This is a genomic window from Microbacterium ureisolvens, from assembly GCF_015278315.1.
In the GTDB taxonomy this organism is placed as follows: Bacteria; Actinomycetota; Actinomycetes; order Actinomycetales; family Microbacteriaceae; genus Microbacterium; species Microbacterium ureisolvens.
Genome location: NZ_JADIJE010000002.1, coordinates 332,601 through 357,867, shown reverse-complemented (window position 1 = coordinate 357,867; position 25,267 = coordinate 332,601). Strand labels below are relative to the sequence as shown.

Below are 25,267 nucleotides of genomic sequence, written 5' to 3'. Positions count from 1 at the left end.
AACGACCGGGGCCGAGCGTCGCGGCGTTTCGCCTGACTCGTTCCTCGCTCGCTCAACGACCGGGGGCCAGGCAACGACCTGCGGGCGGGTGCCTCAGCCGGCTGTGACCTCCAGCTCGGCACGCACGGGAAGGTCCCACGCCGACGGGCCGGCCGCCAGCGCGTACGTCCCGGCCTGCACCCGCGGCGCCCTCGTGGACCCAGTCCTGGGCGGCGCCCGGCAGCCGCACGGCGTCGTCCCACACCGCCAGACGCGCCGGCGAGAACGACAGCTCGACGTCGCGGACCTCGCCCGGGGCCAGACGCACGCGCTCGTAGGCCACCAGCAGGCGGCGCGGGGTCGCAATCGCGAAGCCCTCGGCGGGCAGCGCGTAGAGCTGTACGAGCTCCTCGGCGTCCCGGTCGCCCGAGTTGCGCACCCGCACCACCGCGGTCACCGGCACCTCATCGGCCCGCCGCTCGAATCCGGCGTGCCGGTGCGTGGGCTCCGGCGCCGGGGTCGCGGCATCTGTCACCGAAAGCGACTCGTAGCCGACGGTCGTGTACGTGAGGCCGTGCCCGAAGGCGAACGTGGGCCGCTCGGCCTGGTGGCGGTAGGTCGCCCCCTGGCGGAGGGTGTCGTAGTCGAACAGGTCGCCCGCCTGTTCCTCGGTCGCGGGCCAGCTCTGCGACAGCCGGCCCGCGGGCTCGCGATCGCCCGACAGCACGTCGATGACGCCGTGTCCGAGCTCCTGCCCGCCGTGGCTCGACCAGACGACCGTGTCGGCGTCGACGTCCGCGAGGACGTAGGGGTAGCTCGACACGACGGTGAGCACTGCGCGCGGGTTGGCCTCGCGCGCCGCACGCCACAGGTCCGCCCAGGCGTCCGGCAGGCGCAGGTGCGGGCGATCCTCGGTCTCGCGGCCATTCAGGTGCGGATCGTTGCCCACCGCGACGATGACGGCGTCGGCGTTCGCAGCCGCCTCGGCCACCGCGGCCGCGCCCGACCGCACCACGCGCACGCCGAACCGCTCGGCCTTATCGAGCGTCACCGCCTCGGCAGCCAGGAGGCCCGAGTCCCGGAACACCCGCAGCCAACGGCCCGACCCCAGGTGCAGCAGCGACCAGGTGCCGTCGGCGTGCACGTGGGCGCGGAAGCTCTCCTGCACGACCCACTCCCCGACACGGGCGGCGTCGGCTCGCACCGGCCACGAGCCGCCGGTGAGCAGCAGCCCGCCCGCGCGGGAGCGGAGCGTCAGGATGCCGTCGCCCCAGTCCGTGACGTCGAACAGTGCATCCTCGCCCGCGGCGTCGGCCGACGCCTCGACCACGGCGCCGTCGGCGCTCGACACGACGTACCGGCCGTTGGAGACGGCGCGGAGCGCGATGGTGTCGGCGCCGGTCACCACCTCGGCCTCGCCGAAGCGCTCGGCCGCGGCCGCACCGATCCCGACCGCATACGGCGGGGTGCCCGCGTACCAGTCGGTGAGCACCAGGTCGGCCAGCGGACCCACCACGGCGACCTTCGACACGTCCGGGAGGGGCAGCACGCCGGAGTCGTTCCGCAGCACGACGACCGAGCGCGCCACCGCCTCCCGGGCGAGCTCCCGCGCCCCGGGCGCGTCGATCGCGTCGGCCCCGATGCCCGCATAGGGGTCGGCGTCGCCGTCGAACTCACCGGTGCGGATGCGCAGCTCGAGAAGGCGCAGCACCGCCTGGTCGACGTCGTCGCGGGTGAGGAGACCTGCGGCGAGCGCCTCGTTCACGTACCCGATGGTCGGGGCGGCGTTCGCCTCGTTGTCGGTGAACGAGTCCAGGCCCGAACGCACGAGGGCGGCGGCGGCGTGGACGTGATCGGGCTGGGCGCGCTGCGTGGTGACGAGGAAGGTCGGGGCTCCGGCATCCGACACGACCGCGATCGATTCGTCCGACCACGACCGGGCCTCCGCGACGAGCTCGGGCTGCGTGTGGGCCGGGATGCCGTTGACCTGGTTGTACGCGAGCATCATGCCGCCCGCGACCCCCGCCTCGATCGCCGCGCGGAAGGCCGGCAGCTCCTCTTCGTGCAGGGTGCGCAGCGACATCTCGGACGACGTCGTGGAGCGGTCGGTCTCGTTGTTGTACGCGAGGAAGTGCTTGAGCGCGGGCACGGTGCGCCACACCCGGGGATGGTCGCCGCGGAGGCCCTTGGAGTACGCCGTGCCGAACACGCCGGTGACGTGGGGGTCTTCGGAGTAGCCCTCCTCGTTGCGGCCCCATCCGGGGTGACGCAGGGTGTTGACGACGGGCGCCCACACGTTGAGGCTCACCAGCGGGTTCTCGGCGCGTTTGGCGCGCACCTCGATCGCGGCCACCTCGCCGACCTTCTCGACCAGATCGGTGTCCCACGTCGCGGCGAGCCCGACCGGCTGGGGGAACACGGTCGCGCGGCCGAGCCACGCGACGCCGTGCAGCGCCTCGCACCCGGTGTGCCAGGCCGGCACTCCGAGCCGCTCGATCGCGGGGGCCGCCTGGTGCAGCATCGCGATGCGCTCGTCGGGGGTGAGCCGGTCGAGCAGATCGCGGGCGCGCACCCGAAGCGGCTGGTCGACCTGCCGGAACACGGGCGGGTCCTGCTGCGGCGCGTCGTCGACCGGGGTCGTCGCGGTCTCGGTCACAGTGTCGGTCATCGGTCGCCCTCCTGCTGGATGTCGATGCGGATCTCTCCGGATGCCTCGGCCCGCACGATCCGCTCCCCCACCTGCAGCGCCCACGGAGCGCGGGCGTCGTCCGAGCTCGCGAGGACGGTGTCGCCGTCGCGACGCACGCGGAACCTCGTGGGCGCGGTGCCGTCGCGCCCAGGCACGGTGGTCACCCGGTCGTAGCCGTCGGGCAGCTGGAAGCAGCGCAGGGTCACGCCGTCGGCCCAGTCGTAGTCGGGACGGGTGTCATCCGCGCCGAACGGCAGCACGGTGCCCGGCCGCACGCGCAGCGGAACCGAGTCGTAGCCGTGCGTCTCGGAGACCCAGCGCCTGCCGTCGGTCACCGAGCCGTCGAGGAGGGAGGTCCACTCCCCCTCGGGCACGTAGTACTCGACGCTCCCGTCCGCCGTGAACACCGGTGCGACCAGCAGCGCGTCGCCCAGCATGAACTGGGTGTCGGCGTCGAAGCCCGAACGATCGTCGGGGAACTCGAGCACCATGGGGCGCATCATCGGCGTGCCGCAGGAGTGCGCCTCCTCGGCGGCGCACGCGAGGTAGGGCATCAGCCGCATCTTGAGCTTCGTGAACGAGCGCGCGATGTCGACGGCCTCGTCGTCGAACGCCCACGGCACGCGCACTGAGGACGACCCGTGCAGGCGCGAGTGCGACGAGAGCAGGCCGAAGGCGAGCCACCGCTTGAACAGACCCGGGTCGGGGGTTCCTTCGAAGCCGCCGATGTCGTGGCTCCAGTAGCCGAAGCCCGACATCGCCAGCGACAGCCCGCCGCGCAGCGACTCGGCCATCGACAGGAAGGTCGAGTCGTTGTCGCCGCCCCAGTGGACGGGGAACTGCTGCGACCCGGCGGTCGCCGACCGGGCGAACACGACCGCGTCGCCCACGCCGTGGTGCCGCTCGAGAGCGCGGAACACCACCTCGTTGTAGAGCTTGGCGTAGTAGTTGTGCATGCGATACGGGTCGGACCCGTCGTGCCAGACGACGCCCTCGACGGGGATGCGCTCGCCGAAGTCGGTCTTGAACGCGTCGACGCCCTGCTCGAGCAGCCCCTGCAGTTTCGCGACGTACCAGTCGGCGGCATCCGGGTTCGTGAAGTCCACGAGCCCCATGCCCGCCTGCCACATGTCCCACTGCCACACGCTGCCGTCGGTGCGCCGGAGCAGGTAGCCGCGGTCGGCGGCCTCGCGGAACAGCGCCGAGCGCTGCGCGATGTAGGGGTTGATCCACACCGAGACGTGCACACCACGCTCGTGCATCCGGGCGATCTGGCCGACCGGGTCGTGGAAGGCGCGGTCGTCCCATTCGAAGTCGGTCCACTGGTACTCGCGCATCCAGAAGCAGTCGTAGTGGAACACCGACAGCGGGATGTCGCGCTCGGCCATGCCGTCGACGAACGCGCTGACGGTGTCTTCGTCGTAGCTCGCGGTGAACGACGTGGTGAGCCAGAGTCCGAACGACCAGGCCGGCACGCGCGCCGGGCGACCGGTGAGGGCGGTGTAGCGGCGCAGCACGTCTTTGGGCTCGGGGCCTGCGATGACGTAGTAGTCCAGCGACTCGCCGTCAACCGAGAACTGCACGCGCGAGTTGACCTCGCTGCCCACCTCGAACGAGACGTTGGCAGGGTTGTCGACGAAGACGCCGTAGCCGCGGCTCGTCATGTAGAACGGCACGTTCTTGTAGGCCTGCTCGCTCGACGTGCCGCCGTCGGCGTTCCAGGTGTCGACGGTCTGGCCGTTCTTCACGAACGCGCCGAAGCGCTCGCCCAGTCCGTAGACGCGCTCGCCGGGCTCGATGCTCAGCTGCTGGTGCACCCAGGTCGGCTGGGCGCCCCCGGCGGCGGTCCCCGCCGTGCCGGCGGTGCCGGTCTTGCCGTTCTTCCCGGTCGTGTCGGTGAAATGCCCGATCGACCGCGGCAGCGAGCTGGTCAGCACACGGCCGTCGCTCTCGAAGTCGACGCGCCACTGCCCGGCCGTCCGGGCCACACGCACGCTCAACGGGCCCGACCGGAGCACGCCGGCCTCGTCGTCGATCGCGATCTCGGGCCGGAAGCCCTCCGCGGCGCGCACCTCGAAGTCGGGGCCGCGGTGCACGGCTCCGGCATGCCGCTCCACGCGGACCTTGACCACGCCCGGCGCGGGCGCCGAGAACGTCACGGTGAGCATCGCGCGGTTGAGCGTGTCGCCCCGGTCGCGGATGACGGCGGTCGGCGCGTACACGGTCATCGTGCCCTCCGCCTCGTCGTGGCGGATGTCGTCGACCTCGACCGCGTACAGGGGGGCGAGCCCCGGGCGGGTCAGCCAGTAGCCATCGGTGAACTTCACTCTGCGTGCCTTTCGATGAGCACCATGGCGGCGCCGGGGGCCAGCTCGAGCCGGCCTTCGACGTCCGCGTCCGACAAGAGATCCCGGCGCGCCCCGGGCACCGTGAGGTGCCGGGGCTCGTCGCCGTGGTTGAGGAGGAAGAGGGCCGCGCCGCGCTGGACGGCCTCGACGCCGTCGGGCAGCACGCGGTCGGGAAGCACGCCGGTGACCTCGGACGCGTCCAACGCGTCGTCCAGCACCGCGGTCAGCGCGTCGTCCGAGACGACCGCACCGAGGTACCAGGCGGTGCCCTCGCCGACTCGGTGCCGCGTGATCGCGGGGGCGCCGGCCAGGTGGCCGGAGGCGAAGCGCGCGAGCACCTCGGCCCCGTCGGCGCGAAGACGCTCCCCGAGCACCGTAGCCTCGGCCGTGTCGGGCGCGGCCTCCCAGGCGGACTCCATCGCGAGCGGCGTGGGCGCGTCGGGCAGGCCGACCCACTCCTCGCCGCTCACGCCGACGAGGTCGCGCAGGAGCACGGGCGAGCGCCCGGTGAGGATGCCGGCGTTGCCGTCGGCGACGCCCGAGAACGGTCCGACGACGAGGCTCGCCCCGCCTTCCACCGCCGCGCGGAGGGCGGCTGCGGCATCCGTCTCGACGATGTACGTGTGCGGCACGAGCACCGTGCGGTAGGCGGAGAGGTCGGCTCCGGGCCGCACGAGGTCGACGGCGATGCCGCGGCGCCACAGCGCGCGGTGCCAGCGGGCGACCTGCTCGAGGGTCCGCAGGCGCTCGGTCGGGCGCCCCGGCTCCTCCGCGGCCCAGCGGGACGGCCAGTCGAAGAGGAGGGCGACGGATGCCGCGACCCGGCCGCCCACGACTGGCCGCAGCCGGCGCATATCGGCGCCGAGCGCGCACGTCGTGCGGAACACCTCGGTGTCGGCACCGGCGTGCGGCAGCATCGCGGAGTGGAAGCGCTCGGCGCCGGTGCGCGCCTGGCGCCACTGGAAGAAGCAGATCGCGTCGGCCCCCCGCGCGACGGCCTGCAGCGAATCGAGGCGGGCGCGCTCGGCGCTCTTGGGGAGATTGTGCGGACGCCACGAGGTCGCGCTGATCGCCTGCTCCATGAGCACCCACGGGCGCCCGTCGCCGAGCGAGCGCATGAGGTCCTGCACGAGGGCGATGTCTGACGACACCGTCGGCGACGCGTGGTCGGGATACTGGTCGTCGGCGACGACGTCGACCTCGTCTGCCCATTCCCACAGGTCGGTGAGCGGCTCGAAGCCCATGAAGTTCGTGGTCACCGGCTGTGCCGCGCCGGCGGCCCGGATCGCGTCGCGCTGCTCGGCGAACACCCGCTGCAGCGCCCACGACGTGTAGCGCCGGAAGTCGAGGGACTGCGCAGGATTCACCAGGTAGGGCATGCGGCGCGGCGGCACGATCTCGTCGAAGTCGCGGTAGCGCTGGGCCCAGACGACGGTTCCCCACGCGTCGTTGAGGGCGTCGATGGTGCCGTGACGCTCGCGCAGCCAGAGCCGGAAGTCGCGGGCCGCCTCGTCGCCGAAGTCGATCTGCCCGAACTCGTTGCCGACGTGCCACATGCGCACGGCGGGGTGGGCGGCGTAACGCTTCGCCATCGCGGTCGCGATCGCCAGCGCTCGCTCGCGGTAGACCTGCGAGGCAGGGGTGAACTGGTTGCGCGACCCGGCTGCCAGGCGCACGCCGTCGGGATTCACAGGCAGCGTCTCGGGGTGAAGGATGCCGAGCCACGGCGGCGGCGACGCCGTCGGGGTCGCGAGGTCCACGGCGATCCCGTGCGCGTGCAGCAGGTCGAGCACCTCGTCCAGCCACGCGAAGTCGTAGTCCCCCGGCGACGGCTCGAGCCGGGCCCAGCTGAAGACGCCGACGGTCACGAGGTTCACGCCGGCGCCGACCATCAGCTCCGCATCCTCCTGCCACACCTCGCGCGGCCACTGCTCGGGGTTGTAGTCACCTCCGAAGCAGATTCCGAGCTCGCTCGTGAGGTCGGAGAACGCGCCGAGGGGGCGCGGAGTCGCGGTGGCCATGGAGCAGGAACCTCTTCGCTGAGTTTCGTTCGTGGGCGGTTTCGGAGAGCCGGTCAGTGGTCGAGCGTCGAACTTTCGAAGCGCTTCAACACCGAGACCATATACTAAGGGTGTGACGATGTCCACGCACCGCGATGACGCGGCTCCGCAGGCCCCCGGTTCGGCTCCCGAGCTCGCCGAAGGGCTCCACAGCCTGCGCGCGTCCGGGCCGGCGTCGCGATGGCTCGAGGCCTATCCCGTCGGCAACGGCATCCGGGGGGCGATGTGCGCCGGCCTCGTCGGGGGCGACCGGCTCTGGCTCAACGACATCACCGCGTGGTCGGGCCAGGTCGGCGCCGACGTCCTTCAGGGAGTGACGGCGCGCGGCGCCGCGGCGCTCGATGAGGTGCGCGCCGCAATCGACGCCGGCGATATCGAGACGGCGGAGTCGCTGCTGCAGCGCATGCAGGCGCCGTGGGTGCAGGCCTACCTCCCGCTCGGCTGGATCGATCTGACCGTGGAGACGGATGCCGGGGGCCCCAGCACGCTGGCCTCGAAGCCCCTCGGTGAGCGAGCGGGGAACGAGCGAGACGACACCGCGAAGATCTACTCCCGGCGCTTGGATCTCGCGACCGGTGTCGCGACCCACGCGTACTCGATCGGCGACATCGACGTGACCCACCGCACCTGGGCCGACCTCGTCACCGGAGCCCTGATGCTCGAGGTCACCGCGAACGAACCCGTGCACGTGCGCCTCGAGGTCGGGTCGCTCCTGCGCCCCCGCTCGGCGCCGCGCTCGGCCGGCGGCGACCTCGCCACCGAGTGGTGGCTCCCCGTCGACGTGGCGCCCGGCCATGAGGACCCGGCCGAGCCCATCCGGTACGACGAGGAGCACGGTCGCCACGCCGCGATCCTCGTGCAGGCCCGCGGCGCGGCCGCCGTGGTCGACGCCGCGCTCGTCGCCGAGTCCGCCACCACGCACCTCTTCGCGGTCGCCACGGCCACGGCGCCCTCGCTGCCCGGGGAGCCTGCCGATGCCCGCGACGCCCTCGGCCGCGCGGCGGCGGTGCTGCGCGGCATCCGCGGCTCCGTCGATGTCCACGCCACCGCCGCCGACCTCCGCGCCGCCCACGAGGCAGCGCACCGCGAGCTCTACGACCGGTGCGCGCTCGAGCTGCCGGTGACCGATGACGCCGTCGCCGCACTCGACACCGTCCAGCGCGTACGGCGCGCGGAGGAGCACGACGATCCCGGCCTCGCAGCGCTGGCCTTCCACTACGGCCGGTACCTGCTGATCGCGTCGTCGCAGCCCGGCGGCCTGCCCATCACGCTGCAGGGCCTGTGGAACGCCGAGCTGCCGGGCCCGTGGTCGAGCGCGTACACCCTCAACATCAACACCCAGATGGCCTACTGGCCGGCCGAGACGACGAACCTCGCGGAGTGCCACGAGCCGCTGCTGCGGTTCACGCGGCGGCTGTCCGAGACGACGGGGCCCGTGGTCGCCCGCGAGCTCTACGGCGCCGACGGCTGGGTGGCGCACCACAATTCGGATGCCTGGGGCTTCGCCGCGCCGGTGGGTGCCGGTCACGGCGACCCCGCGTGGGCGAACTGGTCGCTCGGCGGCACGTGGCTCGCGCTGCACCTGTGGGAGCACTACACGTTCAGTGGCGACCGCGACTTCCTCCGGAAGGAGGCGTGGCCGGTGCTGGCCTCGGCCGCCGCGTTCGCGCTCTCGTGGATCCAGTCCGACGGCGAGCGCTCGTGGACGAGCCCTTCGACCTCGCCCGAGAACCACTACCTCGACGCCGACGGCCGCGAGCGCGGCGTCGGCGAGACCGCGACGATGGACGTCGCGCTGCTGCGCGAGCTCTCCGCCGTCTGCCGGCGCGCGGCCGCCGTGCTCGGCGTCGACGAGCCGTGGCTCGCCGAACTCACCGCCCGGACCGACGCGCTGCCCGACCCGGCGGTGTCCGAGCGCGGCGACCTTCTCGAGTGGGACCGCGAGCGTCCCGAGGCCGAGCCGCTGCACCGCCACCTCTCGCACCTCGTCGGGCTCTTCCCGCTGGCCCAGATCACCCCCGACGCGACGCCCGGACTCGCGCGTGCGGCATCCGAATCCATCCGCCTGCGCGGCCCCGAGTCCACCGGCTGGGCTCTCGCGTGGCGCGCGGCGATGCAGGCACGGCTCGGCGACGGCGACGCGGTGCACGCGCAGCTGCGGCTGGCGCTGCGCCCCGCCGACGAGAACTCCGGCGAGCACCGCGGCGGGCTCTACCCGAACCTCTTCAGCGCCCACCCGCCGTACCAGATCGACGGCAACCTGGGCGTCACGGCGGCCATCGCCGAGGCGCTGGTGCAGTCCTTCGACGAATCCGAAGCGGCCGACGCGGCCGCCCGCGTGACGCTGCGGCTCTTGCCCGCGCTGCCTCCGCAGTGGACCGAGGGCGCGGTGCGCGGCATCCGGTCCCGCGGGGACGTGTCGGTCGACCTCGAGTGGGCGGGCGGCGCGCTCGTGCGCGCGCGTCTTCGGGCCGGCGCGCGAGCGGCGACAATGAGTGTGCACGGGCCGGACGGACCGCTCGGCACGTACGATCTCGCCCCGGGAGACACCCGGGTGATCGATGCAGGGGAACGGGGAGACTCATGGTGACGATCGCGGACGTCGCGCAGGCGGCGGGCGTGTCGATCTCGACCGTGTCGTACGTCATGAGCGGCAAGCGCGCCATCTCGCAGGAGACGCGCGACCGGGTCGAGAAGGCCATCGACAGCCTCGGATTCAGCCCTCACGCGGGCGCCCGGTCGCTGGCCTCGCGCTCGACCAACGTCATCGGCCTTCAGGCGCCGCTGCGCACCGGCGTCGACGTGCACGTCGTGATGCAGATCGTCACCGGCGTCGTCACGCAGGCGCGCAAGCACGGCTACGACATCCTCCTGCTCGCCAGCGACGACTCCAAGGCGCTGCAGCGCGCCGCGAAGGGGTCGATGGTGGATGCGCTGCTCGTCATGGACGTAGAGTCCGACGACCCGCGCATCGACACGCTGTCGGGGCTGGGGCATCCGAGTGTCCTCATCGGTCTTCCGGAGGGGCGCCGCGCGATCCCGTGCGTCGACTTCGACTTCGAGGCCGCGGGGTGGCTTGCGGTGGACCGCCTCGTCGCGCTGGGGCACAGACGCGTCGCCCTCATCGGCTCGCCGCCCGAGGTCATGACGCGCCACACGTCGTACGCCGACCGGCTCGCGCGGGGCTTCCTCGCCGCGTGCGAGGCGAGCGGTGTCGTCGGCACGGTGCACGCATGCCCGAGCACCGCCGAGGCTGTCGCGACCGTCGAGGACGTGATGACCGAGAACCCCGACATCACCGGCTTCTTCGTCCACAACGAGGGCGCGCTCCCCCACGTCGCCACGACGATCACCCAGCGCGGACGCCGTGACGGCGAGGAGCTCGCCATCGTTGCCCTCTGCCCCGAGGACGTCGCCCGCTCGGTGTCGGGCCTGGCCGACAGCATCGCGGTGCCCGCCGAGGCGATCGGCGCGGCCGCGACCGACATGATCTGCGAGATCCTCTCGAGCGGCGCCAAGCCCGCGGTCCGGCTGCTGCCGCCCGCCCTCACCGGCCCCACCGCGGCAGCATGACGGTGAGCAACGCCCGGGGCTGTGTGGCCCGACCGGTCGGAGAGTGACCGGCGCATGCGGATCGACCCCGACAGTCGCGCGCTGGGCGGCTTCTCGACGTTCCTCACGTTCGTCGCCCTGAACCTCCTCTACATCGTGCTCTGCCTGCCGGTGGTGACGATCGGCGCCGCGACGAGCGCGCTGTTCGAGGTGACGATCCGCTACTCCGACGACGAGAGCGGACGACCCCTGAAGGACTATTTCCCGGCGTTCCGCGCGAACTTCGGCCGGTCGACCGTCCTGATGCTGTGCCTGCTCGCACCCGCCCTGCTGCTCGGATTCTCGAGCGTGTTCTGGTTCTCCCACCCGGCGCTCTTCGCCGGCGTCGCGGGTGTGGTCGCGGTGATCGGCGCGGTCTACCTCTTCGCGGCCTTCCTCTACGCCATGGCGCAGGTCGCGTACTTCCGCAACAGCGTGGGCCAGACGCTGAAGAACTCGCTGCTGCTTCCGGCGGCCGAGCCGGTCCGCACCCTCGGGGTGCTCATCATCCCCGTGACGGCGGTCGCCCTCACGATCCTCTTCCCGCCCGTCGCGATCCTCGTCGCCACGATCGGCTTCTCCGTCGGCGCCTACGCCACGGCCTTCCTCTTCCGCAGCGTCTTCACCCGCCACGACGCCTGACCCCCTCAGCTTCGGAGGTGACGGATGCCGCGGCCCCCGGCATCCGCTCTTCTCTGTGTCGTCAGCCCCGGCCCTCGCGTTCCTCAGCTGAGGACGAGCGCCGAGTTGCGGACCGCAGGCTCGGGCACGACTCCGCAACTCGGCAGTGTCCCTCAACTGAGGAACAGAATCGTTCGCGGACCGGGGCGCCAGGGCGCGGCGGTCCGGCCTCGGCTGAGGGCCGGTGCGCGGTTGCGGACTGGCTGCTCCAACGGGCTCCGGAACGCGGCATTCCGTCCTCAGCTGAGGACGAGAGCGCAATTGCGGACCGCGGACCCCAGCCGGCTCCGCAACTCGGGAATGCTCCTCAGTTGAGGACGAGATCGACGTACGGACAGGTGGCGCGCGGGGGCCTGCGGCATCGATGCTCGAGGCGGCGGGGCGGCACCGGAAACGACGAGGGGCCCGGGATGCGGCGCATCCCGGGCCCCTCGCTGGAATCACCGGATCAGCTGGAGAACTCCTCGGTCACGGCCACGCGCTGGTCGTTCTGCGACTTCGCGTTGTCCATGTCGAACTCGAGCACCTGCTCGTAGCCCAGGCCGTTGGCGGTCTCGATGAGCTCGTCGCGCAGCGACTCGAACTGCGCCTCGTTCTCGGCGAAGACCATCTGCCACGAGTACTGCTTGATGATCTCCTTGACCTGGTTGCGCAGCGTCTCGATCTCGGAGCTGTCGGCGGGGGCTGCGTAGCTCGCACCCGGCGCGACGAGCACCTGGTCGTTTGCCTCGAGGTACTCCATGGTCGAGGTCGCGTCGCCCATCTTGGCCGACCAGTCGTCGGTCAACGGGTTGGCGATCGACGCCTGGTAGGTCGGCCAGAAGGTGTAGCTGTACGGGAAGCCGGTCTCGGTGTCGACCTCGATCGGAAGCACCGCGTTGAGGTTCAGCGCCGAGACGCCGTCGGCGTAGTCGCCGCCGCCCCACTCCTCGGGAACGGTCGCGCCGCCCTCGAGGAACACCTGCTTGCCGAAGTCGGTGAGCTCGGGCTCGCCGGCGTCGTTGACGTCCCACGTGAGGCCCTGCGGGCCGGCCGACGCACCGGTCTGGCTGCTGTTGGCGTAGGCGCCCTCGGCGGAGTATAGCCAGTCGATGAACGCGGCGATGCGCTCCGGGTCCTCGGCCTTCGAGCCGATGGCGAACACCTGCTTGCCGCCGTACGCCTCCGCGCCGTACGAGAAGATGTTCTGGTCCTGCAGGGGTGCCATCTGGAAACCCTTGCCCGCGGCCATGTTGGCCTCGGTGTTGAAGGCGGACTGGCCGAGCCAGGGCCACCACGAGAAGAGCACCTGCCCGTTCTGGAACTTCGAGAACAGCGTGTCGTAGTTCTGCGTGGTCGACTCGGGGTCGACGAGGCCGAGCTGGTTCGCGTCGAAGTACAGCTTGAGGTTGCGCATGTACTCGCTCTCGGGATCCAGGATGCTCTGGTAGTCCGAGCCGTCGGCCTTGGCCAGCACGAAGCCGATCTCGTCGTAGCCGTAGAAGCAGGCCGGCTGCTTGGCCGTGACCATCATGTTGCCGTCCCAGTCCTTGAACAGCGAGAACGCGTAGGTCGGCTGGCCGTTGTCGGCGGTGGGGTGTGCTGCCTGCATGTCGGCGAGCACCGGCAGGAGATCCTCGAGGGTGCCGATCTCGGGGTAGCCGAGCTCCTTGTAGTAGTCCCAGCGCACGTACGGGCCGAAGGTGGGGTTCAGGCCCTCCGACGGCTCGGTCGGCTGCAGCGACGACACCGCCGACGGGAAGCCGTACACGCCGTCCTTGCCGTCGTTGAGGTGCTCGACGGCCTTGTCGAACTGCGCGGCGTTCTCCATGGCCGGGTAGTAGTTCGCCGAGTCCTGCACGAGCCCGCCCTCGATGAGCTCGTCGAGCTTCTCACCCTTGTCGGTGATTATCAGGTCTCCGAGGTCACCGGCCGCGACGCGGGTGTTGTAGAGGGTGTCACCGCCGCCCGCGACGTTCGGGGCGATGATGTTGAGCTTCATGTTGAACTTGTCTTCGACGATCTTGGCGAACCAGCCCTGCTGGACGCCCATGTAGTTCGCGAGACCGTCGAACACGTCGATCGTGATCTCCTCGTCCCACTTCTCCGGGAACTCGTCGATCGGGCCCTGCTCGCCGCCGCCCGCACTGCAGGACGCGAGCGACCCCGCCGCGAGCAGCGCCACGACGGCGAGGGACACCTTCTTTCTCAGCTTCATTGCTTTCCTTTCTTGGTGGGACCGGCCGCCGTCATCCCTTGACGGCGCCCAGCATGATGCCCTTCACGAAGAAGCGCTGGAACAGGGGGTAGATGAAGATGATGGGCAGCACGACCAGCACGGAGACCGTCATGCGTATGGAGGTCGGTGTCTGCTCGGTGGCGAGCCCGGCGATCTGACCGATGTTGCCGCCGGCGTTCTGCGCGGCCTGGGCGAGGCTCGAGGCCTGGTTGATGAACATGTAGAGCAGGTACTGCAGCGTGTACAGGCTCTGGTCGGTGATGTAGATCAGGGTGTCCTGGAAGCTGTTCCACTGCGTCACCGCGCTGAAGATGGCGATGGTCGCGAGGATCGGCGTCATGTTCGGCAGGTAGACCCTGAAGAACACCTGCAGGATGTTGGCCCCGTCGACCTCGGCGGCCTCCTGGAGCTCCTTCGGCATCGACTCGACATAGGTCTTCGCGAGGATGACGTTGAACGGCTGCACCACGAACGGCAGGACGTACACCCAGAAGTTGTTGGTCAGTCCCAGCGTCTTCATGATGATGAAGACCGGGATCAAGCCGGCACTGAAGTACATCGTGATGATGAGGAAGCGGTACCAGAACTTGCGGCCCCACATGCGGGTCTGCGTGAACATGAAGCCGAGGAACGCCGACGCCAGCACGGTCAGCACCGTGCCGATGACGGTGCGGCCGATGCTGACGACGGTCGCCATCGGCAGGCCCGGCAGCTGGAAGACCTGCGCGTAGTTCGACAGGTGGAAGCCCACCGGCCACAGGCGCACGTCGCCGAGCGCCGAGACGTCGTTGGCACTGATGGAGTTGATGATCAGGTAGTAGAAGGGGTACGCGCAGATGAGGGCGAACAGCGCGAACACCGCGTAGTTCGCGAGGCGGAACAGGACATCGCCGGCAGTCGAGCGGTAGCGGGCGGAGGTATCGCCCTTCTTCGCGGTGGTGAGCGTCTTCGTCATCGTCGTGGTCATGATCGGATGCCTTTCACACGATCGATTCGCCGCGGACGCGCTTGGAGACCGCGTTGACGGTGAGCAGGAGGGCGACCGAGATGAGGCTCTTGAGCATTCCGATCGCGGTGGCCAGCGACAGGCTGTTGCCGGTCATGCCGATGTTGTAGACGTACAGGTCGAGGACCTGGATCCATTCCTTGTTGAAGGCGTTCTGGAACACGTAGTACTGCTCCATGCCGTTGTTGAGGATGTTGGCGATCGACAGCAGCAGCAGCACCAGGTAGGTCGGCATGAGTTGCGGCAGCGTGATGTAGCGCATCAGCTGGAAGCGCCCGGCGCCGTCGATGCGCGCCGACTCGTACAGCGACTGGTCGATGCCCGCGATCGCGGCGAGGTAGATGATCGCGCCCCAGCCGAGGCCCTTCCAGATGCTCCAGAGCGTCATGGTGATCCACACGTTCTGGTCGGTGTCGAGGAACTTGATCGGCGCCGTGACGAGCCCGGCATCCATCAGCACGTCGTTGACGAGGCCCGAGCTGGAGAACAGCGAGAAGGCGATCATGTAGACGAGCACCCACGAGATGAAGTTGGGGAGCGCGGTGAGCGTCTGCACCGAGTTGCGGAACCACGGCGCCTTGATCTCGTTGAGGAGGATCGCGAAGAAGAGAGGGAGCACCGAGGTCGCGATGCCGAGGAAGCTGATCGCGAGGGTGTTGAGCAGCACCTGGCCGATCTGCGCCATCTGAGTCGGCGAGCTGACCAGCATCTGGAACCACTGGAGTCCGACGAACTCGCTGCCCTCGAGGCCGAGCGCCGGCTTGTAGTCGTACAGCGAGTAGATCCAGCCGTAGAGCGGCAGATACGAGAACAGGAAGGCGAGCACCAGGAAGGGCACGATGCACAGGAAGAGCTTGAACGACGTGCGACTGCCGGCCGGCCGGAGCCGCCGGCCGCGGCGCTTGTTCGTGTTCTTCTCGAGGTTGTGGACCGCCGCCTCCTGGAAGACGGTCTGCGCCTGAGCCTGCGTGGTCATCGGACCGTGCCCGGACGTGCGGCACCCGATGAGGGCGCCGCCGGGTGAGCATGACGCCGTTCCATGTCACTCCTTCGTGTACGTGGGGGTGGCCCTGCCGCAGGGGACGCGGTTGCCGGTGCCATTGTCGAACCGCTTCGATTTCGAACCGCTTCGATTGAAGGGTAAGCGGCACCACCACAGTTCGTCAAATGTCATCTCGTAACGCCGGGGTAACGATCCCCTCGCCTCGCGACGCACCGCTCTCCCATCGGAAAACGCCTACCATTGTCGGATCGGGCGCGCGGCGGCGCCCGCTCCCGGACCTGCTCCGGGTGATCACGACAGGACCAGCGACATGAAGCGAGTCGGCATCCGCGACGTCGCCGAGCGCGCGGGCGTGTCCATCAGCACGGTGTCCAACGCGCTCAATCGCCCCGACATGGTGAGCGAGCGCCTGGTTCGCCGCGTGCGATCGGCCGCCGACCAGCTGGGATACGTCCCCCTGCAGGCGGCCCGGCAGCTGCGCGCCGGACGGTCGGGCCTGCTCGGCATGACCGTCATCAACATCGCGAACCCCTTCTTCGCCGACATGGTGGCGGGCGCCGAGGACGCCGCCTCGGCCGCGGGGCTGCGTGTACTGGTCGGCAACTCCAGCGACGACATCGCCAAGGAGCGCGACCACCTCGAGCTGTTCGAGCGCGTCCAGGTCGAAGGCGCCCTGGTGAGCCCCTTCGGTCCACTCGAGCCGTGGCTCGAGCGGCTGCGCGGACGCGGCATCCCGGTCGTCCTCGTCGACGCGGTCGACGACACTGGCGAACTGCCCTCCGTCTCGTTCGACGACGTCGCCGGCGGACGCCTCGCCGCCGAGCACCTCATCGCGACCGGGCGGCGACGCCTCGCCTTCGTGGGGGCCCGCGAGGAGGTGCGCCAGGTGCGGGAGCGCCTGCAGGGTGCGCGCCTGGCCGTCGCCGCGCACCCGGGTGCGAGCATCGAGCCGATCTGGACCCAGCGCACCACGTCCGACCGCGGCCTCGCGTTCGGCGAGCAGCTGGCTGCCCGAGCCCCGGCCGAGCGCCCCGACGGCATCGTCACCTCGAACGACCATCTCGCGATCGGCCTGGTCCACGGCCTCATCTCGCGGGGTGTGCGCGTCCCGGAGGACGTCGCCGTCGTGGGGTACGACGACATCGAGTTCGCGGCGATCGCCGGCGTGCCGCTCACCTCGGTGCGCCAGCCCGCGCGCGAGATGGGCCGCACCGCCGCCGAGATCCTGCTGGCGCGGATCGCGGGCACCGCCGGGGCCGACCTCGGCAACATCGTGTACCAGCCCGAGCTGATCGTGCGCGCCTCTACCGCCGGCTGAACCCACCGATCGCCTTCCGCAGTGCCGCGATGGCGGCATCCGTCAGTACCATGTCATCATGACGCAGAAAGCGTTTACCGGTGCGATCCGCACCATCTCGATCGTCCAGAATCCCCGACCCGGCCGTTCGGTCCTCAAGCTGCTCGCGCGGCGACCCGGACGCATGGCACTGGCTCTGCTCGCGTTCGCCTGCAAAGAGATCCCGCTGTGGTTCCTACCGGTGGTGACGGCCGAGATCATCGACATCGTCGCCACGGGCGGCGAGGTGTCGACGGTGCTGATCTGGTTCTCGGTGGCCGCCGTGCTGCTGCTGCAGAACTATCCGATGCACATCGTCTACACGCGCAACTTCATGACGGTGGTGCGCGACACCGGCGCCGACCTGCGCAACGCGCTCGCGGCGCGGCTGCAGAGCCTGTCGATCGGGTACCACACGCGGGTGAGCTCGTCGATCGTGCAGACCAAGGTCGTCCGCGACGTCGAGAACGTCGAGCTGATGCTCCAGCAGGTCACGCACCCGCTGCTGTCGGCGACGATGGTGCTGATCGGCGCGATCGTCATGACCGCCATCGCGGTTCCGCAGTTCCTGCCGGTGTACGCCCTCGCGGTTCCGGTCGCCCTCGTGCTGCGGTGGGCGCTCAGCCGCCGCTCGCGCGCCCGCAACGAGGTGTTCCGCCGCGAGGTCGAGGGCTTCGCGGCCCGCGTCGGCGAGATGGCGTCGCTCATCCCGGTGACGCGCGCGCACGGCCTGGAGCGCACCGCGGTGTCGCGCGTGCAGGCCGGCGCCGACGGCGTGCGCCGCGCGGGCCTTCACCTCGACATGCTCAACGGCCACGTCGCGTCGATCTCGTGGGTCGCGATGCAGCTGCTGGGACTCGGATGCCTCGTGCTCGCGGCGATCTTCGCGCTCACCGGCATCCTCCCCATCACGCCGGGCGAGGTCGTGCTGCTGTCGACGTACTTCACCCTGCTCACACAGGGCCTCACGTCGCTGCTCATGCTCATCCCGGTCGGCGCGCGCGGCCTCGAGTCGATGCGCTCCATCTCGGAGGTGCTGCAGGAGCCCGACCTCGAGCAGAACGAGGGCAAGCGCGCGGTGGACCGCGTCGGCGGGCACCTCGAACTCCGTCACGTCTCGCACCGCTACGACGGAGCAGAACGGGATGCCGTGCACGACGTCTCGCTCGACATCACGCCCGGCGAGACCGTGGCCTTCGTGGGCTCGTCGGGTTCGGGCAAGTCGACGATGCTCAACCTCGTGCTCGGCTTCGTGCGCCCGACCGCGGGCCGCATCCTGCTCGACGGCGCCGACATGCAGGAGCTCGACCTGCGCACCGTGCGCCAGTCCGTCTCGGTGGTGCCGCAGGAGTCGGTGCTCTTCGAGGGCACCATCCGCGAGAACATCGCGTACGGCCTCGACGACGTGTCGGACGAGCGCCTGCGCGAGGCGCTGCGCGACGCGAACGCCGCGGAGTTCGTCGACCGGCTGCCCGAGAACTGGGACACCGTCGTCGGCGAGCGCGGCGCACGCCTCTCGGGCGGGCAGCGCCAGCGTCTGGCGATCGCGCGGGCGCTCGTGCGCGACCCCCGCATCCTGCTCCTGGACGAGGCGACCTCGGCGCTGGACCCCGAGTCGGAGGAGCTCGTGAAGGAGGCGCTCAACCGCCTCATGAAGGGCCGCACCACCCTCGTCGTCGCCCACCGGCTCTCGACCATCCGGCAGGCCGATCGCATCGTGGTGCTCGAGCACGGCGAGGTGGTCGAGGTCGGCGCGCACGACGACCTCGTGGCCGCCGCCGGCCGCTACGCGCACCTTCACGCGACCCAGGCGGGCCTCCCCCGGTGACGCGCGCGCCCCTGCAGAACTCCTCCAGAATCGGGCGGGGGCACGCGAAGAAGCGTTTCCGCAAACCCGACGCGTCGATTCCTGCGGAGTTCTGCAGACGCGACTGCGCCGACCGTGATGGGATAGCGCTTTCCGGGATGAGCGCCTACCCTGGAGGGAGCGGATGCCGCCGGTTGCGGCATCCGCTCGCGATCCACCCGAAGGAGCCCCCGTGACCGACACCCTCCGCTGCGCCATCGTGGGCACCGGCGCCATCGCCCACTCGCACGCGAGGGCGATCGCGGCGTATCCCGATGCCGAGCTCGTGGCAGCCACCGACCTCAGCCGCACGTCGGCCGACGCGTTCGCCGAGTCGTACGGGGTGCCGGCGGTCTACGACGACCTCGAGTCGCTGCTCGCGGCCGAGCACCCCGACGTCGTGCACATCTGCACGCCTCCCGGCGCGCACCACGCGCAGACCCTGGCCGCCTTCGCCGCGGGAGCGCACGTGGTCGTGGAGAAGCCGCCGGCGCCGTCGCTGGACGAGCTGCAGGAGATGACGGATGCCGCGGCCGCCGCGGACCGCCGCCTCGCGGTGGTCTTCCAGCAGCGCACCGGCACCGCGGCCGCGCACGCCAAGCGCCTGCTCGACTCGGGCGCGCTCGGCCGTGCGCTCGTGGCCCAGTGCCAGACGCTCTGGTACCGCGATGCGGCGTACTTCGCCGTGCCGTGGCGGGGGAAGTGGGAGACCGAGGGCGGCGGCACGACGCTCGGCCACGCGATCCACCAGATCGACCTGCTCGCGTTCCTCCTGGGCGACTGGACCCGTGTCGAAGGACGCCTGTGGAGGCTGGACCGCGAGACGCAGACCGAGGACGTCTCGACCGCGACGATCGTGTTCGACGGCGGCGTGGTCGCCCAGATGGTGTCGAGCACGCTCTCTCCCCGCGAGGTCAGCACCATCCGCATCGACACCGAGAAGGCCACGATCACCGTCGACCACCTGTACGGCCATGGCCACGACAACTGGCTCATCACCCCTGCCGCCCACGTCGACCCCGCCGAGGCGGCCACCTGGGAGCTGACGGACGCGGAGGAGCCGAGCGGCCACGCCCCGCTCCTGCGCGACGTGTTCGACGCCCTGCGCACGGGCGCGCCGCTGCCGCCGACGGCGGACGCGCCGGCACGGTCGATCGAGATCGTCGCCGCGATCTACGCCTCGGCCTCCGCCGACGGCGACGTGGTCACGCCGGCAGACCTGGCCGTGCACCCCACGCACCGCAAGAGCTTCGCGAGCGCAGTCATCGACCTGCGACCGGCCCGATGACGGTCGACGCGACCCTCGATCCCGACGCTCCGGCGCCGCGCGAGATCTACCGCGACCCCGTGTACGACGGTGCGACCGACCCGACCGTGGTGCGGGCGGCCGACGGCTGGTGGATGTTCTACACGCAGCGCCGCGCCACCCACCCCGACCCCGGACCGGGCGTCGCGTGGGTGCACGGCTCTCGCATCGGCGTCGCCCGCAGCGACGACGGCCTGCGCTGGGAGTACGTCGGCACGCTCGAGCCGATGACACCCGGCCTCGATGCCGCGCGCGGCCTGCTGCTGCGCGAAGGCGCTCCCCCGGCTGCCGTGGCCGAGACGCACTGGGCACCCGAGGTCATCCACGACGGCGCCCGCTGGCGCATGTACCTCACCGAGATCGACGGCATCCCGACGGAGTGGGCGGGCCACCCGCGGCGCATTGTCGAGTACACATCGGCCGACCTGCGCGAGTGGACGCGGCGAGGACCCCTCGAGCTCGCCAGCGACCTCGTCATCGACGCCGCCGTGGCTCGGTGCCCCGACGGCCGCTGGCGTCTCTGGTACAAGGACGAGGCCGCCGACTCGACCACCGCCGTCGCGGTGTCGGACGACCTGGAGTCGTGGCACCTCGACGGCACCGCAATCGGCGGCCGCCCGCACGAGGGCCCCTTCGTCTTCGCGCTGGACGGCGCGTGGTTCATGCTCACCGACGAGTGGCGCGGCATGGCCGTGCATCGCAGTGACGACGCCGTGCGGTGGGAGCGTCAGGGCGGGGCGGATGCCGTCATCCTGGGCGAGAGCGGACCGCCGCGCGACGGCGTGCAGATCGGCCGGCACGGCTCGGTGGTCGTCGTGGACGACGAGGCCCGCCTCTACTTCTTCACCCATCCGTGGTGGGACGGCAGTGAGCTCGCCGACACCGACGAGCGCAGTCACCGGCGCAGCGCGGTGCATGTCGCACGGCTCCGCGTGGTCGACGGCGTCCTCGTCGCCGAGCGCTGACCGGCTCCCGCCGGCCCGCGACTGTGACCGGGCACAGTCGCGCACCCGCCGACTCGGCTCCCCGTTACTGAATCGTTCTAATTTCTCGCCCAGATGTCTTGCGAAACGTTTTTAGACGAGGTACCGTAGCGGGCAAGCGCTTTCCAATCACGGCCCGATCCGCACCAAGGGAAACGCGCCCCACACCGCAACACAGACGACGAACGTCTCTCGCGGACAGCGAACGCAGACGTTCAAGAGAGGACAAGGATGTTCAGCAAGAAGCGGGCATTCGCCGTCGCCGCGATCGCGGCCGGCACCGCCCTGGTGCTCGCCGGCTGCGCCGGCGGCAGCGAGGACGCCCCCGAAGCCGACCCGACCTTCGACCCGAACGAGGAGGTCACCCTCGACCTCGCGTTCTGGGGCAACGACGTTCGCGCGGAGCTCTACAACGAGGCGATCGCCGCCTTCAACGAGGAGTACCCCAACATCACGGTCAACTCCACGTTCCTGGCCTTCCCCGAGTTCTGGGAGAAGCGCCAGACCGAGGCCGCCGGCGGCAACCTGCCCGACGTGATGCAGTTCGACTACTCGTACCTGCGCCAGTACTCGCAGAACGAGCTGCTGCTCGACCTCGACCCGTTCCTCGGCAACATCATCGAGACCGACCCGCTGCCCGAGAACATCCTCAGCATCGGCGTCGTCAACGACGTCACCTACGGCATCGCCACCTCCACCAACGCGTGGGGCCTCTTCACCAACCCGAAGCTCCTCGAGCAGGCGGGCGTCGAGGAGTTCGCCGGCGGCAGCTGGGAGGACTACACCGAGTGGATGGGTGAGGTCACCGACGGTGCCGGCGGCGCATTCTGGGGCGGCGGCGACTTCACCGGCCGCATCCAGAACTTCGAGCTGCAGCTGCGCTCCGAGGGCGAGAACCTGTTCAACGAGGACGGCACCCCCGGCTTCGACGAAGAGCGCCTCACCGAGTTCTGGGAGTCCGGCCAGGACATCCGCGACGGCATCGGCATCCCGCAGCAGCGCGTCGAGGAGGTCGCCCCGAAGGGCGCCTTCGACAGCGCGCTGACGGCCAGCGAGCTCACGTGGGACAACTTCGGCGCGGGCTACCTCGCGGGCCTCGGCGCGGACTACACCGAGCTCGGCCTCATCGCTCCCCCGGTGACGGAGGAGGGCGCGAAGGACCTGTACCTCAAGCCCTCGATGCTGCACACGATCTCGGCCAACACCGAGCACCCCGAGGCGGCCGCGACGCTGGTCAACTTCCTCGTGAACTCGCCGCAGTCCGGTGAGATCTTCGGCACCAACCGCGGCCTCCCGGCCTCGGAGACCGCCCTGGACGCCGCCGAGCTCGACCCGCTGAGCCAGCAGGTCAAGGACTACGAGGCGTCGATCGCCGACCGCCTCGGCGACGCCCCGCCCGTGCCGATCGTCGGCTACGGCACCCTCGAGGAGAAGTTCCGCCAGCTGGGCACCGAGCTCAACTTCGGCACGATCACGGTGGAGGAAGCGGTCTCGCAGTTCTTCGCCGAGATGGACGTCGTCCTCAACCAGTGACAGTCTTCCGGGTCCGGGCGCAGCAGGCGCCCGGGCCCGGAACACCACTCCTCAGAACCCGCATCGGAGAGTCCTCGTGAGCACCACAGCGACCAGAGTCATCGTGACCGGTGAGAAGTCATCGCGCCGGTCCCTGTTCCGCAAGCCCCGGCCGGAGCACCTGAACCGTCCCGGCCAGCGGCAGCGCGTCGTGCGCGAGACGGTCGCCGGCTACGGATTCCTCGTGCCGTGGCTGGTCGGCTTCTTCGGCCTCACGCTGATCCCGATGGCGTACTCGCTGTACCTGTCGTTCACCAGCTACAACATCTTCAGCCCGCCCCGGTGGATCGGGCTCGACAACTACATCCGGATGTTCACGTCCGACCCGGCGTTCATGCAGTCCGCGCAGATCACGCTGATCTACGTGCTGGTCGGCACCCCGATCACGCTGGCCGCCGCTCTCGGCGTGGCCATGCTGCTGAACTACCGCGACCGCGGCGCCGGCTTCTTCCGCTCCGCCTTCTACGCCCCGTCGCTCATCGGCGGTTCGGTCTCGGTGGCGATCGTGTGGCGGGCGATGTTCGCCTCCGACGGCCCGGTCGACAACGCCCTCTCCGCGATCGGCATCGACCTCGGCGGCTGGATCGGAAACCCCGCCCTGGTCCTTCCCGCGATGATCCTGCTCGCGATCTGGCAGTTCGGTGCGACCATGGTCATCTTCCTGGCCGGCCTGAAGCAGATCCCCAAGGAGCTGTACGAGGCCGCCGAGATGGACGGCGCCGGCCCCTGGCACCGCTTCCGCGCGGTCACCCTGCCCATGCTGTCGCCGGTCATCTTCTTCAACCTGCTGCTGGGCCTCATCGGCGCCTTCCAGGTCTTCGCCTCGGCCTACATCATCTCCAACGGCACCGGCGGCCCGGCCGGCATGACCAACTTCATCACCCTCTACCTCTACAAGCGCGGCTTCTCGGACGGCCAGATGGGCTACGCCGCCGCCATCGCGTGGGTGCTGCTGATCGTCGTCGCCATCATCGCCTTCATCCTCTTCCGCACCCAGCGCTCCTGGGTCCACTACGCCGGAGACAACCGATGAGCACCACATCCTCGTTCGGCGAGAACGCCCTCGTCCTCACCGAGAACCAGGTCGACCCCGACCGCCCGTCCACCGCGGCGCCGCAGCCGCGCCGTAAGGTCAAGCGCCGCACCTGGCAGACCGTCATCTGGTTCGTCGTGCTCCTCGCGATCACCGCGGTCGTGCTCTACCCGCTGGTGTGGCTGCTGTTCGCCACCTTCAAGCCCAACAGCGAGTTCGGCTCCAACATGGGCCTGCTGCCCAACACCCCCACCATCGACAACTACGTCAAGGTGCTGGAGGGCATCGCGGGCGTGCCGATGTGGCGGTTCTACCTGAACTCCCTCATCATCGCCGTCGGCTCCGTCATCGGCGTGCTGCTGTCATCGTCGCTGGCCGCGTACGCATTCGCCCGCATCCAGTTCAAGGGCCTCGGCATCCTGTTCGCGGCGATGATCGGCACGCTGCTGCTGCCGTTCCACGTCGTGATCATCCCGCAGTACATCATCTTCAACAACCTCGAGATGGTGGACACGTTCTGGCCGCTGCTGCTGCCGAAGTTCCTGGCCACCGAGGCGTTCTTCGTGTTCCTGCTGGTGCAGTTCATCCGCCAGATGCCCCGCGACATGGACGAAGCGGCCCGCATCGACGGCGCCGGCCACATGCGGATCTTCTGGTCGATCATCCTGCCGCTGATCAAGCCCGCCCTGATCACCTGCTCGATCTTCGCGTTCATCTGGGCGTGGAACGACTTCCTCGGACCCCTGCTGTACCTCACCAGCCCCGAGAACTACCCGCTCCCGATCGCGCTGCGCCTCTACAACGACCAGACCTCGGTCAGCGACTACGGCGCCACGGTCACGGCATCCTTCATCGCCCTGCTCCCGGTCCTCCTCTTCTTCCTGGTGTTCCAGCGCTTCCTCGTCGACGGCGTCGCCACCCAGGGCCTCAAGGGATAGGACCTGCCATGGACCGTCGAGAACTCCGTGCGGCGCGTCGCGCCGACGCCTCGGGCAGCGGGCCCACGCTCGAAGAGCGCGAACCCGCCCGCTACCCGGGCGCGAAGGGAGCCTTCGCCCTGTTCGGCGAGGTGCTGCTGACGGGCCTGCTCGTGACAGCGGCCGGGCTTCTCGTCGTCACCCTGCCGGCCGCACTGGCCGCCGGCATCCGTCATCTCCGCCGCTACGTGAACGCCGAGCAGTCCCACGTGCGCACGTTCTGGCAGGACTGGCGTGCGGCACTCCCCGGCGGACTGGTCGTCGGTGTCGCGGGGGTCGCCCTGGCGTTCGTGCTGACGCTCGACATCTATCTGGCGAACTCGGGCGCGCTGCCCGGCGGCGGTGTCGTCGCCCTCGTCGGCTGGCTGGGCCTCGCCGCCGGCGCGACCGCGCTGCTGGTCGCCGCCGGCGCATGGACGCCCGAGGGCGGCTGGAAGGCCGCCGTCCGCGGCATCCCCTCGGCCGTCGCCGCCGACCCCGTCGCCGCGATCTACCTCGCCGCCGCGGCGGTGCTCGTGGGCGTCGTGACCTGGATGCTCGCGCCCCTCATCGTGGCCGGGCTCGGCTGCGCCGCCTTCGCGGTCGTCGCCCTCCCGGCGCGCCGCAGCCGGCGCTGACCGCCCGCCCTCCCTTCTCCGA

At 70.4% G+C, this 25,267-nt stretch carries 17 protein-coding genes; 11 read left to right on the top strand and 6 right to left on the bottom strand.

Annotated elements, in window-relative coordinates; all coding sequences use genetic code 11:
- Window positions 1-52 precede the first annotated feature (52 nt).
- The 3 genes from IM767_RS03860 to IM767_RS03850 are packed head-to-tail and all read right to left on the bottom strand — an operon-like array spanning window position 53 to window position 7,037.
- Window positions 53-2,647 carry a glycoside hydrolase family 3 C-terminal domain-containing protein gene (locus IM767_RS03860; protein ID WP_239453164.1) on the bottom strand — a complete coding sequence of 865 codons (2,595 nt, stop codon included), beginning with the start codon at window positions 2,645-2,647 and terminating at the stop codon, window positions 53-55.
- Window positions 2,644-4,995 (bottom strand): alpha-xylosidase, encoded by a 2,352-nt coding sequence (gene yicI, locus IM767_RS03855; protein WP_109209129.1) that lies wholly within the window; start codon window positions 4,993-4,995, stop codon window positions 2,644-2,646. Before yicI ends, IM767_RS03860 begins: the two co-directional genes overlap by 4 nt.
- Window positions 4,992-7,037 carry a beta-galactosidase gene (locus IM767_RS03850; protein WP_109209128.1) on the bottom strand — a complete coding sequence of 682 codons (2,046 nt, stop codon included), beginning with the start codon at window positions 7,035-7,037 and terminating at the stop codon, window positions 4,992-4,994. Before IM767_RS03850 ends, yicI begins: the two co-directional genes overlap by 4 nt.
- A gap of 118 nt (window positions 7,038-7,155) precedes the next feature.
- Here IM767_RS03850 and IM767_RS03845 point away from each other — a divergent pair, with 118 nt between their 5' ends.
- From IM767_RS03845 to IM767_RS03835, 3 genes are read left to right on the top strand one after another with little or no spacing between them, the layout of a single operon-like run.
- Window positions 7,156-9,666, top strand: coding sequence for a glycosyl hydrolase family 95 catalytic domain-containing protein (locus IM767_RS03845; RefSeq protein WP_109209182.1), 2,511 nt, complete (start codon window positions 7,156-7,158; stop codon window positions 9,664-9,666).
- Complete coding sequence (locus IM767_RS03840) at window positions 9,660-10,649, top strand: LacI family DNA-binding transcriptional regulator (protein WP_109209127.1); 990 nt, start codon at window positions 9,660-9,662, stop codon at window positions 10,647-10,649. Before IM767_RS03845 ends, IM767_RS03840 begins: the two co-directional genes overlap by 7 nt.
- A gap of 54 nt (window positions 10,650-10,703) precedes the next feature.
- On the top strand, window positions 10,704-11,309 hold the full coding sequence (locus IM767_RS03835) for a YesL family protein (protein WP_109209126.1): 606 nt from the start codon (window positions 10,704-10,706) through the stop codon (window positions 11,307-11,309).
- Between the two features lie 487 nt (window positions 11,310-11,796).
- Here the strand turns inward: IM767_RS03835 and IM767_RS03830 are convergent, their stop codons facing one another.
- The 3 genes from IM767_RS03830 to IM767_RS03820 are packed head-to-tail and all read right to left on the bottom strand — an operon-like array spanning window position 11,797 to window position 15,548.
- Entirely contained in the window at window positions 11,797-13,545 is a 1,749-nt protein-coding gene (locus tag IM767_RS03830; protein WP_109209125.1) for a type 2 periplasmic-binding domain-containing protein, read from the bottom strand.
- A 31-nt stretch (window positions 13,546-13,576) separates the two neighbouring features.
- A complete protein-coding gene (locus IM767_RS03825; RefSeq protein ID WP_198425640.1) occupies window positions 13,577-14,533 on the bottom strand; it encodes a carbohydrate ABC transporter permease in 957 nt (318 codons plus the stop codon).
- Between the two features lie 13 nt (window positions 14,534-14,546).
- A complete protein-coding gene (locus IM767_RS03820) occupies window positions 14,547-15,548 on the bottom strand; it encodes an ABC transporter permease (RefSeq protein WP_109209124.1) in 1,002 nt (333 codons plus the stop codon).
- Window positions 15,549-15,885: 337 nt separating this feature from the next.
- Here IM767_RS03820 and IM767_RS03815 point away from each other — a divergent pair, with 337 nt between their 5' ends.
- From IM767_RS03815 to IM767_RS03780, 8 genes are all read left to right on the top strand, one after another.
- Window positions 15,886-16,893 (top strand): LacI family DNA-binding transcriptional regulator, encoded by a 1,008-nt coding sequence (locus IM767_RS03815; RefSeq protein ID WP_109209123.1) that lies wholly within the window; start codon window positions 15,886-15,888, stop codon window positions 16,891-16,893.
- Between the two features lie 58 nt (window positions 16,894-16,951).
- Entirely contained in the window at window positions 16,952-18,739 is a 1,788-nt protein-coding gene (locus IM767_RS03810; RefSeq protein WP_109209122.1) for an ABC transporter ATP-binding protein, read from the top strand.
- A gap of 211 nt (window positions 18,740-18,950) precedes the next feature.
- Window positions 18,951-20,045 carry a Gfo/Idh/MocA family protein gene (locus tag IM767_RS03805; RefSeq protein WP_109209121.1) on the top strand — a complete coding sequence of 365 codons (1,095 nt, stop codon included), beginning with the start codon at window positions 18,951-18,953 and terminating at the stop codon, window positions 20,043-20,045.
- Window positions 20,042-21,028, top strand: a complete 987-nt coding sequence (locus IM767_RS03800) for a family 43 glycosylhydrolase (RefSeq protein WP_109209120.1) — start codon at window positions 20,042-20,044, stop codon at window positions 21,026-21,028. Before IM767_RS03805 ends, IM767_RS03800 begins: the two co-directional genes overlap by 4 nt.
- 249 nt (window positions 21,029-21,277) lie before the next feature.
- The gene (locus IM767_RS03795) at window positions 21,278-22,579 is read left to right on the top strand and encodes an ABC transporter substrate-binding protein (protein ID WP_109209119.1); all 1,302 of its coding nucleotides are present in this window, start codon (window positions 21,278-21,280) and stop codon (window positions 22,577-22,579) included.
- A gap of 76 nt (window positions 22,580-22,655) precedes the next feature.
- Window positions 22,656-23,651, top strand: a complete 996-nt coding sequence (locus IM767_RS03790) for a carbohydrate ABC transporter permease (RefSeq protein ID WP_109209118.1) — start codon at window positions 22,656-22,658, stop codon at window positions 23,649-23,651.
- Window positions 23,648-24,589: a carbohydrate ABC transporter permease gene (locus IM767_RS03785; protein ID WP_109209117.1), complete on the top strand. Its 942-nt coding sequence runs from the start codon at window positions 23,648-23,650 to the stop codon at window positions 24,587-24,589. The genes IM767_RS03790 and IM767_RS03785 overlap by 4 nt, the downstream gene beginning before the upstream one ends.
- Before the next feature lie 8 nt (window positions 24,590-24,597).
- Window positions 24,598-25,245: a DUF624 domain-containing protein gene (locus tag IM767_RS03780; RefSeq protein WP_109209116.1), complete on the top strand. Its 648-nt coding sequence runs from the start codon at window positions 24,598-24,600 to the stop codon at window positions 25,243-25,245.
- Window positions 25,246-25,267 lie beyond the last annotated feature (22 nt).

What these genes read in the sequence shown, in the direction of transcription:
- IM767_RS03835 (WP_109209126.1), top strand. Translation starts at nt 10,704, where the DNA reads ATGCGGATCGACCCCGACAGTCGCGCGCTGGGCGGCTTCTCGACGTTC.
- IM767_RS03860 (WP_239453164.1), bottom strand. Translation starts at nt 2,647, where the DNA reads ATGACCGACACTGTGACCGAGACCGCGACGACCCCGGTCGACGACGCG.
- IM767_RS03800 (WP_109209120.1), top strand. Translation starts at nt 20,042, where the DNA reads ATGACGGTCGACGCGACCCTCGATCCCGACGCTCCGGCGCCGCGCGAG.
- IM767_RS03820 (WP_109209124.1), bottom strand. Translation starts at nt 15,548, where the DNA reads ATGACCACGCAGGCTCAGGCGCAGACCGTCTTCCAGGAGGCGGCGGTC.
- IM767_RS03830 (WP_109209125.1), bottom strand. Translation starts at nt 13,545, where the DNA reads ATGAAGCTGAGAAAGAAGGTGTCCCTCGCCGTCGTGGCGCTGCTCGCG.
- IM767_RS03850 (WP_109209128.1), bottom strand. Translation starts at nt 7,037, where the DNA reads ATGGCCACCGCGACTCCGCGCCCCCTCGGCGCGTTCTCCGACCTCACG.
- IM767_RS03810 (WP_109209122.1), top strand. Translation starts at nt 16,952, where the DNA reads ATGACGCAGAAAGCGTTTACCGGTGCGATCCGCACCATCTCGATCGTC.
- IM767_RS03840 (WP_109209127.1), top strand. Translation starts at nt 9,660, where the DNA reads ATGGTGACGATCGCGGACGTCGCGCAGGCGGCGGGCGTGTCGATCTCG.
- IM767_RS03815 (WP_109209123.1), top strand. Translation starts at nt 15,886, where the DNA reads ATGAAGCGAGTCGGCATCCGCGACGTCGCCGAGCGCGCGGGCGTGTCC.
- IM767_RS03825 (WP_198425640.1), bottom strand. Translation starts at nt 14,533, where the DNA reads ATGACCACGACGATGACGAAGACGCTCACCACCGCGAAGAAGGGCGAT.
- IM767_RS03795 (WP_109209119.1), top strand. Translation starts at nt 21,278, where the DNA reads ATGTTCAGCAAGAAGCGGGCATTCGCCGTCGCCGCGATCGCGGCCGGC.
- IM767_RS03845 (WP_109209182.1), top strand. Translation starts at nt 7,156, where the DNA reads ATGTCCACGCACCGCGATGACGCGGCTCCGCAGGCCCCCGGTTCGGCT.
- IM767_RS03780 (WP_109209116.1), top strand. Translation starts at nt 24,598, where the DNA reads ATGGACCGTCGAGAACTCCGTGCGGCGCGTCGCGCCGACGCCTCGGGC.
- IM767_RS03785 (WP_109209117.1), top strand. Translation starts at nt 23,648, where the DNA reads ATGAGCACCACATCCTCGTTCGGCGAGAACGCCCTCGTCCTCACCGAG.